12 protein-coding genes and 1 pseudogene are annotated in these 15999 nt (G+C 69.8%); 8 read left to right on the top strand and 5 right to left on the bottom strand.

The window, feature by feature from the left end; translation table 11 throughout:
* The first annotated feature begins 2 nt into the window (after window positions 1-2).
* The 4 genes from Q7T09_RS11730 to Q7T09_RS11715 are packed head-to-tail and all read left to right on the top strand — an operon-like array spanning window position 3 to window position 5272.
* Window positions 3-1121, top strand: coding sequence for a 2-hydroxyacyl-CoA dehydratase subunit D (locus Q7T09_RS11730; protein ID WP_304699862.1), 1119 nt, complete (start codon window positions 3-5; stop codon window positions 1119-1121).
* Complete coding sequence (locus Q7T09_RS11725; RefSeq protein ID WP_304699861.1) at window positions 1118-3430, top strand: CoA transferase; 2313 nt, start codon at window positions 1118-1120, stop codon at window positions 3428-3430. The genes Q7T09_RS11730 and Q7T09_RS11725 overlap by 4 nt, the downstream gene beginning before the upstream one ends.
* 5 nt (window positions 3431-3435) lie before the next feature.
* Window positions 3436-4758 (top strand): 2-hydroxyacyl-CoA dehydratase subunit D, encoded by a 1323-nt coding sequence (locus tag Q7T09_RS11720; protein ID WP_304699860.1) that lies wholly within the window; start codon window positions 3436-3438, stop codon window positions 4756-4758.
* 19 nt (window positions 4759-4777) lie between these two features.
* Window positions 4778-5272, top strand: coding sequence for a MarR family winged helix-turn-helix transcriptional regulator (locus tag Q7T09_RS11715; protein ID WP_304699858.1), 495 nt, complete (start codon window positions 4778-4780; stop codon window positions 5270-5272).
* Between the two features lie 112 nt (window positions 5273-5384).
* Here Q7T09_RS11715 and Q7T09_RS11710 read toward each other — a convergent pair whose 3' ends face one another.
* On the bottom strand, window positions 5385-6311 hold the full coding sequence (locus tag Q7T09_RS11710; RefSeq protein ID WP_304699856.1) for an aldo/keto reductase: 927 nt from the start codon (window positions 6309-6311) through the stop codon (window positions 5385-5387).
* A gap of 160 nt (window positions 6312-6471) precedes the next feature.
* On the opposite strand from Q7T09_RS11710, the pseudogene Q7T09_RS11705 reads away from it, so the two are divergent.
* Window positions 6472-6546: pseudogene (locus Q7T09_RS11705) on the top strand (hypothetical protein); the annotation flags it as partial.
* On the opposite strand, the gene Q7T09_RS11700 reads toward Q7T09_RS11705, so the two are convergent.
* The 4 genes from Q7T09_RS11700 to Q7T09_RS11685 all read right to left on the bottom strand — a co-directional run bounded on the left by Q7T09_RS11700 (window position 6533) and on the right by Q7T09_RS11685 (window position 11561).
* Window positions 6533-8923 carry a PAS domain-containing hybrid sensor histidine kinase/response regulator gene (locus tag Q7T09_RS11700; protein ID WP_304699854.1) on the bottom strand — a complete coding sequence of 797 codons (2391 nt, stop codon included), beginning with the start codon at window positions 8921-8923 and terminating at the stop codon, window positions 6533-6535. The pseudogene Q7T09_RS11705 and the gene Q7T09_RS11700 overlap by 14 nt on opposite strands.
* A 117-nt stretch (window positions 8924-9040) precedes the next feature.
* Window positions 9041-9817, bottom strand: coding sequence for an ethanolamine ammonia-lyase subunit EutC (gene eutC, locus Q7T09_RS11695; protein ID WP_304699852.1), 777 nt, complete (start codon window positions 9815-9817; stop codon window positions 9041-9043).
* A complete protein-coding gene (locus Q7T09_RS11690; protein ID WP_304699851.1) occupies window positions 9814-11193 on the bottom strand; it encodes an ethanolamine ammonia-lyase subunit EutB in 1380 nt (459 codons plus the stop codon). The genes eutC and Q7T09_RS11690 overlap by 4 nt, the downstream gene beginning before the upstream one ends.
* A 218-nt stretch (window positions 11194-11411) precedes the next feature.
* On the bottom strand, window positions 11412-11561 hold the full coding sequence (locus tag Q7T09_RS11685) for a hypothetical protein (RefSeq protein ID WP_304699850.1): 150 nt from the start codon (window positions 11559-11561) through the stop codon (window positions 11412-11414).
* Window positions 11562-11862: 301 nt separating this feature from the next.
* Between Q7T09_RS11685 and Q7T09_RS11680 the strand changes: the two genes are divergently transcribed.
* The 3 genes from Q7T09_RS11680 to Q7T09_RS11670 form a co-directional block, all read left to right on the top strand.
* Complete coding sequence (locus tag Q7T09_RS11680) at window positions 11863-13650, top strand: FAD-dependent oxidoreductase (protein ID WP_304699849.1); 1788 nt, start codon at window positions 11863-11865, stop codon at window positions 13648-13650.
* Window positions 13638-15485: a 2-oxoacid:acceptor oxidoreductase subunit alpha gene (locus Q7T09_RS11675; RefSeq protein WP_304699848.1), complete on the top strand. Its 1848-nt coding sequence runs from the start codon at window positions 13638-13640 to the stop codon at window positions 15483-15485. Before Q7T09_RS11680 ends, Q7T09_RS11675 begins: the two co-directional genes overlap by 13 nt.
* The coding region (locus Q7T09_RS11670) for a thiamine pyrophosphate-dependent enzyme (RefSeq protein ID WP_304699847.1) at window positions 15482-15999 on the top strand (518 nt) is incomplete at its 3' end. The genes Q7T09_RS11675 and Q7T09_RS11670, both read left to right, overlap by 4 nt.

Below are 15999 nucleotides of genomic sequence, written 5' to 3'. Positions count from 1 at the left end.
TGATGGCCGATGTCTTTGCGCCTTTCGTCGACGCGCTCAAGGATCGCGAGGCCGCCGCCCGCGCCCACAAGGCCCGGGGCGGCAAGGTGGTGGGCTGGCTCACCAACACCAGCCCCACCGAACTGATCGCCGCGGCCGGCGCCTTTCCCCTGCAACTGGCGGCCGGGGCGGAGGCCACGCCGCTCGCCGACCGCTACATGGAGGACCTGTTCGACCCCATTGTCCGCGCCGTCTTCGAGGGCCTGCTGGCCGGGCGCTACGACTTCGTCGACGCCGTGGTCCTGCCCCGCACCTCGGACTCAGTGCAGCGCCTCTACTACTATCTCTGCGAGGTCCGCCGCATGGGGGAGGCCCGCGTTCCCGAGCCCCTGCTCTTCGACCTGCTGCACACCCCCTGGTACTCCAGCGCCGAGTACAATTTCGCACGCATCGGCGAGCTGAAGGCCGCCCTTGAACGGGTCACCGGGACCCCGGTCACGGACGCCAACCTCAGCGCCGCCATCTCGGACTCCAACGCCCGCCGCGCGGCGATGCGCGATCTCGTGGCCCTGCGCCGAGAGGGTAGGGTGAGCGGCGTCCAGGCCAATTCGGTCTTCGCCGCCAAGGGCGCCATGGCCGGCCCCGCCTTCGACGCCGCCCTGGCTGCGGTCCTGGCCAACCCCGGCCCGGTCTCTGAGGCCCCCCGCATCGTCATCGCCGGCAGCCCTCTGGACACCTCCGCCCTGCACGCCCTCGTCGAGGCGGCCGGTGGCCGGGTGACAGGCGACTTCCACGAGTTCGGCGAGCCGATGATCGGCCCGGACGTCGAGCCCGGCCCCGACCCCCTGCGGGCGCTGGCGACCCACTATCACCGCGACGTCGCCTCCAGCCGCACCTTCCCCCAGTCGCCGAGGCCGCTCGCCGACTTCGCCCAGGCCTGCGGGGCGGCCGGGGTGATCTTCAACTTCTATGCGGAGGAGGAGGCGCTGACCTGGGAGTACCCCGCCCAGCGCCGCGCCCTGGAGGCCGCGGGCGTCGCCACGATCTGCTTCGAGGGCCAGCCGCACCGTCCTGACGCCGCCGCCCTCGCGCCCCTATTGGCCAATTTCATCAGTGGGCTGACGGCCCGCGTGCCAGCATGAGCGCGGCCCTGCTCTCCGGCTATCGCGTCCTCGACCTGGGCGGGGCGCTCGGCGCCGCCTGCGGCCGGTTCCTGGCCACCCTGGGCGCCGAGGTGGTGAAGGTGGAGCCTCCAGGCGGCGACCCCGCCCGCATCGACGCCCACGGCCGTTCCGACCCCGCCTGGATCGCCCGCAATCTCGGCAAGTGCTCGGTGGTGCTCGACCTGGACAGCCCCGACCTCAAGGCGCTCGCCGCCAAGGCCGACATCCTCATCGACGCCCTGCCGGCTTCGCGCCGCGCGGCCCTGGGTCTCGACCACGAAACGCTCGCGAAGACCAATCCCGGCCTGATCGGCGTCTCCATCACCCCCTTCGGCTCGGCCGGCCCCTATGCCGACTGGGCGGGCGGCGAGCTGGTCTGCTCGGCGCTCGGCGGGACGCTGGCGGTCACCGGCTATCCCGACCGCGCCCCGGTGAAGGAGGCCGCCGACGCCTGCGTCTTCCACGCCAATGGCTCGGCCGCCGCCGGCGCCCTGTTCGCGCTGGTCGAACGGGCGAGCTCGGGCCTCGGTCAGCACGTCGACGTCTCGGTCCAGGAGGTGGCGGCCAGCCGCAACACCAACGGCGTCCTGGCCTGGCAGTTCGATCAGAAGCTCCTGCCCCGCACCGGGGTCCAGATCGCCTATGGCATGGCCAAGATCCGCTGCATCTGGCAGCTGGCCGACGGCTACGCCTTCCACAGTCTCGCCTCCGGCCGCGCCGGCGCCGGCCCCAACGCCGCCCTCTGCGCCTGGATGATCGAGGCCGGGTTCGACTGCCCAATGGCTGAGGTCGACTGGCCGACCTACAACCGCTCCACCGTGCCGGCCGAGACCCGCGCGGAATGGGAGGCGGCCATGGACGCCTTCTTCCAGACCCGCACCAAGGCTCAGGTCGCCGCCCGGCGCGAAATCAACGCCACCGTCGCCAACGAACCCGGCGACGTCCTGGCCGACCCCCACCTCCTCGCCCGCCAGCTGTTCGCCAAGGTCGGGGACGTGGTGGCGCCCAAGGCCTTCATCCGGGCCGGAGACCTCTCGGTCGGAACCGCGCCGCAGATCGGCGAGCACACGGACGCGGTTCTGGCCGAATGGCTCGCCGCCCCCGTCGCCCCCGCTCTCGCCAAGCCCAGCCATGAGCCGCCCCTGAAGGGCCTCAAGGTCCTCGACTTTTCCTGGGCCCTGGTGGGCTCGGTCACCACCAAGAACCTGGCCGACTACGGGGCCACGGTGATCAAGGTGGAGTCCTCGACCCGCCCCTGCCTGTCGCGGATCGATGTCCAGGTGGCGGCGTCGCGGCCCGGCCAGTTCGACGACAAGCCCTGGTTCATCCACATGAACACGTCGAAGCAGGGCCTGCGGATCAACATGAAGCACCCCCGCCGGCGGGAGGTGATCGACCCGCTGATCGCCTGGGCCGACGTGGTGGTGGAGAACTTCTCGCCCGGCGCCATGGCCTCCCTGGGCCTCGACTACGCGACCCTCAAGGCGCGGCGCCCTGACCTGATCATGCTGAGCGGCTCCATCTACGGCCAGACGGGCCCGCTCGCCCGCACCCCCGGCGTCGACGGCACCGGGGCGGCGCTCTCGGGGCGCCTTTTCATGACCGGCTGGCCCGACCGTGCGCCGGTGACGCCGAGCGCGGCGCCCTATGGCGACCTGCTGCTGCCGCCCTACATGGCCGCCGCCCTGGCCGCCGCCGTGGATCATCGCCGCCGGACGGGGGAGGGCTGTCACATCGATGCGTCGATGTACGAGATCTGCGTCCAGCAGATGGCCGGCGCCATGCTGGAGGCCCAGATCGACGGCCCGCCCCAGCGCACCGGCAACGCCGACCGCACGGTGCTGTTGCAAGGGGTCTATCCCACCGCCGGCGACGACCGCTGGATCGCCATCACCGCCGAAGATGAGGCCGCCGTCGCAAGGCTCGCGGGCCTGATGGGCGCGGAGCCCACCGCCGCCTCGATCGCCGCCTGGACCACGACCCAGGACGGCTACGACCTTATGGCCCGCCTCCAGGCCGCGAGCGTCGCCGCCGGGGTGGTCCAGACCTGCGCCGACCTGGTGGACCGCGACCCGCAGCTTCGCGCGCGGGACTTCCTCACCCGGCTCGACAATCCGGTCCTGGGCGCCTTCGAGCACCAGAGCCTCCCCTACAAGCTCTCCCGTACGCCGGCCGTCATGACCACGGCGCCGGGCCTGGGCCAGCACAACCAAACCATCTGCCGCGACCTCATCGGTCTCTCCGCCGAGACCTACGCCGAGCTCGCCGCCGCCCAGCTCTTCGAGTAGCCGCCATGACCAACCCGTCCGACACGACTGACATCACCCGCCAGACCGGCGAACGCTCCAGCAAGCGCCTGAATTCCACCGCGCTCGCCACCCGCTTCCAGCGCGAGTTCGTCAAGGAGCTGCAGGAGCGGGTCGTCGAGAAGGGCGAGCCCTTCGCCATCGTCCAGGCCGACACCCCGCACGAGATCTTCCACGTGATGGACATCCCCATGGTGACCAACCAGTGGTGGGCGGCCTACATCTCGGCCAAGCAGCTCTCGCCCTATTATTTCGAAGTGATGGAGCGGGGGGGCTTCCCGGCGTCGTCCTGCCGCTACTGCTCCCTGGGCCTGGCCTGCACCCTGGACAACGATCCGGAGAAGGCGCCGTGGGGCGGCCTGCCCAGGCCCACCGTCCTGGTGGCCCGGCTCACCTGCGACTGCATCCAGCGGGTCTTCTCGCTGTGGGCCGAGGCGCTCGGCTCGCGCTTCTATCCCCTCGAGGCGCCGGGCTGGGAGCACAAGGACGGCCAGTGGTTCACCAAGGGCAAGCTGGAGTGGGACGAGGTCTACACCGCCCAGCGCATCGACCTGCTGGTGGAGGAGATGAAGGGCCTGATCCGCTTCCTGGAGGCCGAGACCGGGCGCACCTTCGACAACGGCAAGCTGCTGGCCCTGATGCACAGGATCAATGCGCAGGAGGAACTGATGGAGGAGGCCGCCCAGCTGGCCACCCGCACCATCCCCTGTCCGGTCGGCATCGCCGAGCAGATGCCCAACGCCATGATCCCCCAATGGCACCGCGGCGCCGACTGGGCCGTGGAGCACGCCCGTCTGTTCCGCGACGAGGTGAAGGCGCGGGTCGAGGCCGGCGCCTCGGTGGCCAAGACCGAGAAGATCCGGCTGATGTGGATCGGGGCCGGCCTCTGGCACGACCCCGGCTTCTACGACGCCCTGGAGGAGCGGCTGGGCGCCGTCTTCGTCTGGTCCATGTACCTGCCCTTCACCGGCGCCAAGTACATCCGCTACAACCTCGACGATCCGCTCCGCGCCCTGGCCAGCCGCATCTGCGGCATGAACGAGGTGCTGCACCTGCCGCCGTGGATGAACGACTGGATGGTGTCGGAGGCCAAGGCGTGTTCCATCGACGCCGCAGTCATCCTGCAACCCACCACCAACCGGCTGTCGGTCTCGGGCGCCAAGTTCACCAAGCTGGCCCTGGAGAAGGCGGGGATACCGGTCTACGAAATGCCCGCCGACATGGTGGACGCCACCGAGTGGAGCCACGAGAGAATGGTTGACGATGTCGCCCGATTCCTCAAGGAACGGACATCCGCCCCGCGCGACTAGCGCTGAAAGACAGCCGTCCATGCCGCCAGTTTCCCCCAAGGCCGCGCCGGTCATCGACCTGCCCGCCGACGTCGATCTGGGCGTGCTCAAGGACGTCATCGGCTTCCGCATCCGGCGCATCCAGAACCACCTGTCGCGGTCCTTCATCGATCGCATCAACCGCAAGGAAGTGCGGCCCGGCGTGTTCAGCGCCTTGGCCCTGATCGCCGCCAATCCGGGCCTGTCCCAGACGACGCTGGCCCGCGAGATCGGCTTCGACAAGGCCACGGTGGTGGCCCTGCTGGACAGCCTGGAACGCCTGGGCTGGGCCGAGCGCCAGCGCTCCACCGAGGACCGCCGCCGCCACTCCCTCTATGTGACGCCCGTGGGGGAAAAGGCCCTGGAGGACCTGCGCGAGGTGGCGGTCATCAACGAGGCCAAGATCCACGTCGCCCTGTCCAAGGACGAGCGCGCCCAACTGTTCGGCCTGCTGGACAAGCTCTACGTCGCCTGCTTCGCCGACGAGGAGATCTAGCAAACACACGTCATCCCGGCCGCAGCGCAGCGGAGAGCCGGGACCCAGGGGCCGTGCGCTAAGCCCCTGGGTCCCGGATCGGCCTGTCGGCCGTCCGGGATGACGGAGCTGGCTACTCCTTGCCCACCAGCTTGGTGACTTCCTCCACCTGCTCCGGCGTCAGCTTCCAGTCGCCGGCCTTGGCGTTGGCGACGATCTGGTCGACCTTGGTGGCGCCGGCGATCACCGAGCTCACCACCGGATGACCCAGGATCCAGGCGAAGGCCAGTTCCAGGATCGTGTGGCCGTTGTCCCTGGCCCAGGCGTCCAGCTTCTCGATCCGGTCGAAGTTCTTGTCGTTGAGGGCCGCGGCGCCGCGCGGCCCCCAGGCGGCCAGGCGGGTGCCCTCGGGCGGGGCCTCGCCGCGGCTGTACTTGCCCGACAGCAGGCCGGAGGCCAGCGGGAAGAAGGGCAGGAAGCCCAGGCCGAACTGCTCGCAGGCCGGCAGCACCTCGCGCTCCACATTGCGCTCCAGCAGGCTGTAATTGTTCTGTGCCGAGACGAATCTTTCCAGGCCTTGGGTCTTGGAGATCCAGTCCGCGTCGGCGATCTGCCAGCCGGTGAAGTTGGAGTTGCCGAGGTAGAGCACCTTGCCGTCGCGCACCAGGTCGTCCAGGGCCCGCAGGGTCTCCTCGATGGGGGTGTCCGGATCGGCGCGGTGCATCTGGTAGAGGTCGATGCGGTCGGTGCCCAGGCGCTTGAGGCTGGCCTCCACCGCGCTCACCACATAGCGGCGCGAGCCCCCCGCGCCCTCGCCCATGGCGAACTTGGTGGCCAGCACCGCCTTGTCGCGCTTGCCCTTCAGGGCCGCTCCCAGGAACTCCTCGGACTTCGTGCCGCCATAGACGTCGGCGGTGTCGAAGAAGGTGATGCCGTTGTCCAGGGCCGCGTCGACGACGACCTGGGTCTCCTCGGCGCTGATCCGCATCCCGAAATTGTTGCAGCCCAGGCCGATGGCGCTGACCTTCAGGCCGCTGGTTCCCAATCGCCGCTGTTCCATGTCGCCGCTCCCAAATGCATTTGTTTGAATGGGCGGAACATAGAGCGCGCGGGAGGGCGAAGGCTAGCTTTCCTCCCCTGTGAAGCGGAGCGGAACGGGGGAGGGGGACCGCGCGTAGCGTGGTGGAGGGGGCGGCCTCAAGCTCGGAGCCCGGTCCCGCCCCCTCCACCGCCTATCGGCGGTCCCCCTCCCCCATGAATGGGGGAGGAAAGGGGGCCAGCTCAGGCGCAGCTGACGACGTCGAGTTGTTCGGCGTCGGCCTCCTCCAGCACGGTCTGGATGGCGATCAGCAGGCGCTCCAGCTCCAGCGGCTTGGGCACCAGGACGTCCATGCCCACGGCGGTGTACTCCGCCTCGTGGTGGGCCATGGCGTTGGCGGTCAGCGCGATGATCGGGGTGCGGCGGCGGCCCTCGGCCTTCTCCCAGTCGCGGATCAGCCGGGTGGCGGTGGGGCCGTCCATCACCGGCATCTGCACGTCCATGAGGATGGCGTCCCAGTCGCCGCTGGCCGCGGCGGCGACCGCCAGCTCTCCATTGTCCACACAGGTGACCTCGACCCCCACCTGGGCCAGCAGGGTGCGCAGCACCAGCTGGTTCATCGGGTTGTCCTCGGCCGCCAGGATGCGCAGGGCCGAGCCGTCCCGCAGGGGCGGGGCCTCGAAGGCCTCCTCGCGGACGCTGTGGGTCTCGGAGTCGCCCAGGCGGGTCAGGGGCAGGCGCACGGTGAAGACCGAGCCCTCGCCCAGGCGGCTGGCCACCTGGATGTCGCCCCCCATCAGGGTGGCCAGCTCCCGGCAGATGGCCAGGCCCAGGCCCGAGCCGCCGAAACGCCGCGTGGTGGAGGCGTCCTCCTGGACGAACTTCTGGAACAGGGCGCCCTGGCGATCGGGATCGATGCCGGGGCCGGTGTCGGAGACCTGGAACACCAGGTGCGGCCCGGCCACGGAGACGCCGACCCTGACCTCGCCGGCGACGGTGAACTTCACGGCGTTGGAGACCAGGTTGTAGAGGATCTGGCGCACCCGGGTCGGGTCGCCAGCCCAGACGCCCCGGGCCTCCGGCGATACCTCAAGGGTGAAGCTGAGATCCTTTTCGGTGGCGAGTGTGGTGAAGGTGGCCTGGGCGCCCTGGACCAGCTGCAGGACGTCGAGGCTGGAATCCTCCAGCTCCAGGCGCCCGGCCTCGATGCGCGAGAGGTCCAGCAGGTCGTTGAGCAGGGCCAGCAGGGTCTCGCCGGCCTGGCGGATCACCATCAGCCGGTCGCGCTGCTGCGGCGGCAGCTCGTCGCGCGCCATGGCCTGGGCCATCCCCAGCACCCCGTTCAGCGGCGTGCGGATCTCGTGGCTCATGGTGGCCAGGAAGGCGGACTTGGCCGCGTTGGCCGCATTGGCCTCGTCGCGGGCGCGCTTGAGGTTGGCGTTGAGCTCCCGCAGCCGGCGCTCGGACCGCTTCAGGTCCTGGACCGACTGGGTGATGACCACGCAGCGCACCGGCCCCTCGCCGGCGAAGCGGGCGGCGGTCATCCGGAACCACTCGCCGCTGGCCGCCTGATAGGCGCGGATGAAGGACTCGGTCTTGCCGGCCAGGACGTTGCGCAGGCCCCGGCTCAGGGCCTTGCCGTGGGCGCCGGGTAGCCGCTCCACCACGCTGAACAGGTTGCGGCCCAGGGCGTAGGTCTCGGTCTTGGTGATCTCCGCCCCCCGGGCCTTGAAGGCCTTGTTGGCGGCGATGATGGCGCCGGTCTCGTCGATGACGGTGAGCAGGGCCGCCACCCCGTCGATGACGCCGCGGGCGAAGCGCTCGGACTCCAGAAGCTCGGCATGGGCCAGGCGCTGGGCAGTGATGTCCTGCATGGCGCCGTGGATGGCCACGCACTTGCCGTCCACCAGCTCGGGCTCGCCGACGATGCGGAGCCACTTTTCCTCGCCGGACGCGGTGAGGACCGGGGAGTCCAGCTCGATGCGCGCCCCGCTCTGCATCGCCGCGCGCAGGTGCTCGCGCACCGCGTCCCGCGCGCCCTCAGGATACATCTCGAGGGAGCCCTGCAGGGTGTCGACGGCGCGGGGCCGGCCCAGCATCTCGCGGACCTCGGGGCTCCAGCGGACCTCGGCGGCGCGCAGGTCCACTTCCCAGCCGCCCAGCTGGGCCAGGTGGCCGGCCGAGCGCAGGGAGGTGGACGCAGCCTTCAGCCGGGCCTCCAGGGCCTTGGCCGAAGTGACCTCGGTCTGGACCGAGACGAAGCCGTCGTGCCGGCCGTCGGCGTCGAAGGTCGGGCGGACGTCAAGGTCGATCCAGAAGCGGCGGCCGGCCTTGCCCTGGAGCTGCACCTCGCGGCGGAATCCGCGGGCCTCGGCGATCGCCTCGCGGATGTCGGCCAGGGTCTGGGGATCGGTGTCGGGGCTTTCCAGCAGGGCGCACGGCGTCATGCCGCGGGCCTCCTCCAGATTGAACCCGCTGATGGTGGTGAAGCCCGCATTGACCCAGTCGATCCTGCCGTCGCGGTCGAGCAGGATCATGCCGTTGGCGCTGGCGCGCGCGATCCTGGCCAAGCGGGTGTCGAGGTCGGCCTGCATGCTGGGGGCAAAGTCCTCGAAGGCGGCGATCCTTCCCATGCTTAAATACTCGCCGCTGGGAATGAACAAAGGGGAAAATGGGCTGAAAAGCCCGCGGCGGAGCGCGCGCGAATCCGCCGCAGGGGGCGCCGGGCCCTGGCCCGCGGCGCCCCTTCGTCAGGCCGGCGGCAGGGCCTGGGGCGGCTCGGCGGTCAGGCTCACCAGGTCGCTCTCGTCCTTCAGTCCGACCCCGGTGAGGCCCAGGCGACGCGCCTCGGCCACGTGCCAGGCGAGCTTGAAAGCCGCCTCTTCATAGCAGAGGCCGGCGGGGCGGATGTTGGAGATGCAGTTGCGCTCGGCGTCGGTGCGGCCCACCGCCGGGCCATGGGTCAGATAGACCCCCAGGCTGTCGGGCGCCGACAGGCCCGGCCGTTCCCCCACCAGGACGGCGACCATGGCGGCGTCCAGCACCTGCCCGATCTCGTCGCCCAGGGCCACGCGGCCTTGGGTCGCCACCACGACCGGCCCCAACCGCCAGCCGGCGCGGGCGACATAGGGGGCAAGGGCCGCGATCAGGGGAACGGCGTGGGCGTGGACCGCGGCGCTGGAGAGCCCGTCGGCCACCACCAGGACCAGGTCGGCGCCGCGCGGCCTCCAGGCCTCCAGGGCCCCGCGGCTGGCCGCCGACAGCCGCCGCCCGAGGTCGGGGCGGCGCAGATAGGTGGCCCGGTCCGGCGCGGCGCTGGCGACCTGGATCGTCGGATGGCCCAGGGCCTCCAGGCCGCGCGCCACGGCGCCGGCGTCGAAGGAGGCGTGGACGGCGTCGCGGGCCTGGGCGTGGGCCAGCGACAGGGCCAGGACCTCCCGCGTCGGCAGGGCCGGACCGGCGCGCCCCAGCGCGATCCGCGCCGGGGTCAGGGCCGCCAGATGGGTCCAGGGATCGGGCAGGCTCACGCCCGGCTCCCGGTCAGCAGCGGATGGCCCGCCGTACGCGGCAGCAGGGCGCCGCCCGTCCCGGTGATCCTCATCTCCCGCAGCCAGGCCTCGAACTCCGGCGCCCGTTTCAGACCCAGCAGCTCGCGCACATAGAGGGCGTCGTGGAAGGAGGTGGACTGGTAGCCCAGCATCACGTCGTCGCCGCCCGGCACCCCCATGACGAAGGTGACCCCGGCGGTGGCCAGCAAGGTCAGCAGGGTGTCCAGGTCGTCCTGGTCGGCCTCCGCGTGATTGGTGTGGCAGATGTCGCAGCCCAGCGGCAGGCCCAGCAGCTTGCCGCAGAAATGGTCCTCCAGCCCCGCCCGGATGATCTGCTTGCCGTCATAGAGGTATTCCGGCCCGATGAAGCCGACGACGGTGTTCACCAGCAGCGGCTTGAAGGCGCGGGCCACGCCATAGGCCCGGGCCTCCAGGGTCTGCTGATCGACCCCGTGATGGGCGTTCGCCGACAGGGCCGAGCCCTGGCCGGTCTCGAAGTACATGACGTTGTCGCCGACGGTCCCGCGCTTCAGGGAGAGCGCCGCCTCCCGGCCCTCCTTCAGCAGGGCCAGGTTCACCCCGAAGCTGGCGTTGGCGGCCTCCGTACCCGCGATGGACTGGAAGACCAGGTCCACCGGCGCCCCGCGTTCGATCAGCTCGATCGTCGAGGTGACGTGGGCCAGCACGCAGGACTGGGTGGGGATGGAGAACCGCCCGATCAGCTCGTCCAGCAACCGCAGCAGCTCGCCGGTCGCCGCCAGGCTGTCGCTGGCCGGATTGATCCCGATCACCGCGTCGCCGCAGCCGTACATCAGGCCGTCCAGCACGCTGGCGGTGATCCCCGCCGGGTCGTCGGTGGGGTGGTTGGGCTGCAGCCGCACGGCCATGGTCCCGGGCAGGCCGATGGTGTCGCGGAAGGCGGTGGTCACCCTGCATTTCGAAGCCGCCAGGATCAGGTCCTGACTTCGCATTATTTTACTGACCGCCGCGGCCATCTCCGGGGTGACGCCGGGGGCCAGGGCGGCCAGCACCTGCGTGGTCGTGGTCTGCGCCAGCAGGAAGTCGCGGAACCCGCCCACCGTCAGGGAGGCGATCGGGGCGAAGGCCCCGGCGTCATGGCTGTCGCAGATCAGCCGGGTGACCTCGTCGCTCTCATAGGGGACGATCGGCTGGTCCAGCAGGGCGCGCAGAGGCAGGTCGGCCAGGGCCAGCTTGGCCGCCACATTCTCCTGGGCGCAGGAGGCCGCCAGCCCGGCCAGGGCGTCGCCCGAGCGCAGGGGCGAGGCCTTGGCCAGCAGGTCCTTCAGATCGCAAAAGGTCCAGGTGGTCGTGCCCACGACCTGTCGATAACCCATGGCGCGCCCCGTTTAGGCGGCGATCATGGCGCAGGGGATCGGGAAGGGCGAGCCATCTTCTCCTCTCCCCGTTCAGGGGGAGAGGGTAGGGTGAGGGGGCGCGCAGCCGGGCTGCGCGTCTGCCTTGGAAGTGGTCACGGAGATTCAGAAAGAGCCCTCACCCTACCCTCTCCCGCAAGCGGGAGAGGAGGAGCTAGCCTCCGATCTCATCTGGCTGGCTAGAGCGCCCTGGCCAGCCGCAGGGCCTCGGCGTTCTCGGCGCGGGCGCGGCGGTCGTTGATCTCGACGTCGGCGTCGTAGAAGGCCGCGTCGTCGTCCTCGAAGGGCGAGGGGATGGCGTCGGGCAGCAGGTCCATTTCGTTCGGCATCGGACGCTTCTCCAAGGTTAGCGCTCGCCTGTCGCGGGAGTCCTAGAGTGCCGTTCATATTTCATTAAGGAAAGCGTCATGACGCGTCGGGGCCGGACTCTCACGCACTGTTGACCCCAGCGGCTGCGCGCGAGGCGGGGCGCCGATTCAGTGATCATTGATCAGAAAGCGTATTGGCGCGGCGGCGGAACGGTATTTAGATGAATTCCAACGCCGCGTCGGGGCTGGCGAACGCATTCCTGCACGCCAGGACGGCGTTTTCGTCACCGCGAGAGTAGAGCGTCGCGGGAAGGAAATTGTTTTGCAGCGCACCAGTACCGAGGGGCCTGACTACTTTCACAGGGTCGTCGATTGTCAGTGGGCCTGTCCGGCCCATACCCCCGTCCCCGAATACATTCGCTTGATCGCCGACGGCCGCTACGCCGACGCCTACATGGTCAACTGGCGGTCCAACGTCTTCCCCGGAATCCTCGGCCGCACCTGCGACCGCCCCTGCGAGCCGGCCTGCCGCCGCGGCCGGGTGGAGGACGAGCCCGTCGCCATCTGCCGGTTGAAGCGGGTGGCCGCCGACAACAAGACCGACATCACCGGCTTCCTGCCCCAGGTCCCGGCGGTCTCCAACGGCAAGAAGGTGGCCCTGGTGGGCGCCGGCCCCGCGGCCCTGACGGTGGCGAGAGACCTGGCCCCCCTCGGCTACACCGTGGTGGTCTTCGACGGCGACGAGAAGGCCGGCGGCATGATCCGCCGCCAGATCCCCCGCTTCCGCCTGCCGGAGGAGGTGATCGACGAGGAGGTGGGCTACATCACCGGCCTGGGCATCGACATGCGCCTGGGCCAGAGGATCGACAGTCTCAAGGGCCTGCTGGCCGACGACTACGACGCCATCTTCGTCGGCACCGGCGCGCCGCGCGGCCGCGACCTGGACCTGCCCGGCCGCAAGGAGGCCGCCGCCAACATCCATATCGGCATCGACTGGCTCTCCAGCGTCGCCTTCGAGCATGTCGAGAAGATCGGCAAGCGGGTCATCGTCCTGGGCGGCGGCAACACCGCCATGGACTGCTGCCGCACCTCGCGCCGGCTGGGCGGCGAGGACGTCAAGGTCATCGTCCGCTCCGGCTTCGAGGAGATGAAGGCCTCCCCCTGGGAGAAGGAGGACGCCCTCCACGAGGACATCCCGATCCTCAACTACCTGGTGCCCAAGGAATTCACTCACGTGAACGGCCGCCTCACCGGGGTGCTGTTCGAGAAGGTGGTGGCCCAGTTCGACGCGGCCGGCCGTCGCAAGCTGGTGGCCTCCGGCGAGCCCGACGAGCACTTCGAGTGCGACGACGTCCTGGTGGCCGTCGGCCAGGAGAACGCCTTCCCCTGGATCGAGCGCGACCTCGGCCTGGCGTTCGACGACTGGGGCATGCCCAAGGTCGACGAGGTCACCTTCCAGTCCACCCTGCCCAGGGTCTTCTTCGGCGGCGACTCGGCCTTCGGCCCCAAGAACATCATCTGGGCCGTGGCCCACGGCCACGACGCGGCCATCTCCATCGACCGATTCTGCGAGGGCCAGGACGTGGCCGATCGCCCGCCGCCGGGAACCTCGATGGTCAGCCAGAAGATGGGCATCCATGAGTGGAGCTACGACAACGACGTCTCCAACGACCAGCGCCACCGGGTCCCCCTGCGGGAAAAGGGCGAGGCCCTGCGGAACGTCAAGCTGGAGGTGGAGCTGGGCTTTGATCTCCAGCTCGGCCTGGCCGAGGCCCAGCGCTGCCTGAACTGCGATGTCCAGACGGTGTTCTCCGAGCCGATCTGCATCGAATGCGACGCCTGCGTCGACATCTGCCCGGTGGACGCCATCACCTTCACCGCCAATGGCGACGAGGGCGATGTGCGGATGCGCCTCAGCGCCCCGGCGCTCAACCTGACCCAGGACCTCTATGTCTCCGGCGAGCTGAAGACCGGGCGGATCATGGTCAAGGACGAGGACGTCTGCCTGCACTGCGGCCTCTGCGCCGAACGCTGTCCCACCGGCGCCTGGGACATGCAGCAGTTCACCCTCGAGATGACCCACGCGGGAGACCACCCATGCGCCCGCTAGAGGCCGTCAACGACTTCGTCGTCAAGTTCGCCAACGTCAACGGTTCGGGCTCGGCCAGCGCCAACGCCATGTTCGCCAAGTCCTTCCTGCGGATGGGCGTGCCGGTGGCGGCCCGCAACATCTTCCCCTCCAACATCCAGGGCCTGCCCACCTGGTACGAGGTCCGGGTCACCGAGGCCGGCCATCTGGGCCGCCGGGGCGGGGTCGACCTGATGGTGGCCATGAACCCGCAGACCTGGGACCGCGACCTGGCCGAGATCGAGCCCGGCGGCTATCTGTTCTACGACTCCACCAAACCCCTGCCGCCGTCGAAATTCCGCCAGGACATCACCGTCGTCGGCGTGCCCCTGACGCGGATGTGCAACGAGGCCTATTCGGTCCCGCGCGAACGCCAGCTGTTCAAGAACACCATCTATGTCGGCGCGCTGGCCGCCCTGATGGACATCGAGATCGGCGTCATCGAACAGCTGCTGGCCGAGCAGTTCGCCGGCAAGGAGCGGCTGATCTCGGCCAATGTCGCGGCCCTGCGCATGGGGGCCGACTATGTCGGCGCCAACCTGCCCAAGCTTGGCCTGCGGGCCCGGCGCGCCGACAAGGTGGGCGACCGCATCTATGTCGAGGGCAACATGGCCGCCGGCCTGGGCGCGGTCTATGGCGGGGCCACGGTCTGCGCCTGGTACCCCATCACGCCGTCCACCTCACTGGCCGAGGCCTTCACCGACTTCTGCGCCGACTACCGCACCGATCCGGCGACCGGCAAGGCCCGTTACGCCATCGTCCAGGCCGAGGACGAGATCGCCTCCATCGGCATGGTAGTGGGCGCCGGCTGGAACGGCGCGCGCGCCTTCACCGCCACCTCGGGGCCGGGGATCTCCTTGATGCAGGAGTTTGTCGGCCTGTCCTATTTCGCCGAAATCCCGGCGGTGATCTTCGACGTCCAGCGCGGCGGCCCGTCCACCGGCATGCCCACCCGCACCCAGCAGTCCGACATCCTCTCGGCGGCATACGCCAGCCACGGGGACACCAAGCACGTCCTGCTGCTGCCGCAGGATCCCGGCGAATGCTTCGAGTTCGGCGCGCTCGCCTTCGACCTCGCCGACCGCCTGCAGACCACCATCTTCGTCCTGCTCGACCTTGACATCGGCATGAACGAGTGGCTGACGCAGCCCTTCGCCTGGGACGACAGCCGCACCCTCGATCGCGGCAAGGTCATGACCCATGACGAGCTTGAGGCCGGCGCCGACTTCGGCCGCTACCTCGACGTCGACGGCGACGGCATCCCCTTCCGCACCTATCCCGGGACCCACCCCACCAAGGGCGGCTATTTCACCCGCGGCACCTCGCGCAACCCCTATGCCCGCTACAGCGAGGAGGGCGGCGTCTATGTCGACAACGTCCAGCGCCTGCTGAGGAAGTTCGAGACCGCCAAGTCCATCGTCCCGGCCCCGATCCGCCGCGACGCGCCCAAGCCCACCAAGACCGGGGTGATCTATTTCGGCTCCACCGCCGCGGCCATGGACGAGGCCCTGCAGGTGATGGAGAGCGAGGGCCGCCACGTCGACGCCCTGCGGGTCCGCGCCTTCCCGTTCTGCGACGCGGTCTTCGACTTCATCGCCGCCCACGACCAGGTCTTCGTGGTGGAGCAGAACCGCGACGCCCAACTCCGCGCCCTGCTGATCAACGAGGGCGGGGTCGATCCGGCCAAGCTCACCGCCGTCCTGCACTATGACGGCACCCCGATCACCGCCCGCTTCATCACCGGCGAGATCGCCGGACGCCTCACCCCGGCCGAGCCCAGTCCGCAGCGCCGCCAGGTCCCGGAGGCCGCCGAATGACCTACATCACCAAGCCCCAGCTGCATCACCCCAAGCTGGCCCCAAACGCGCTGGGCAAGACGCGGCGCGACTATGAGGGCTCGGTCTCCACCCTCTGCGCCGGCTGCGGTCACGACTCCATCTCCGCGGCCATCATTCAGGCGGCCTATGAGCTGGACCTGCCGCCGCACCGGGTGGCCAAGCTGTCGGGGATCGGCTGCTCGTCCAAGACTCCGGACTACTTCCTGGGCGCCTCCCACGGCTTCAACACCGTGCATGGCCGCATGCCCTCGGTGCTGACGGGCGCCAACCTGGCCAACCGCGACCTGATCTATCTGGGGGTCTCCGGCGATGGGGACTCAGCCTCCATCGGTTTCGGCCAGTTCGCCCACGCCATCCGGCGCGGGGTCAACATGACCTATATCGTCGAGAACAACGGGGTCTATGGCCTCACCAAGGGCCAGTTCTCCGCCACCTCCGACAAGGGCTCGAAGTCCAAGAAGGGCGTGGTCAACCACGACAGCGCCATCGACCT

Origin of the sequence: Phenylobacterium sp., assembly GCF_030645195.1 — a bacterium.
GTDB lineage: Bacteria > Pseudomonadota > Alphaproteobacteria > Caulobacterales > Caulobacteraceae > Phenylobacterium.
This window is presented reverse-complemented; position numbering and strand designations above follow the sequence as displayed.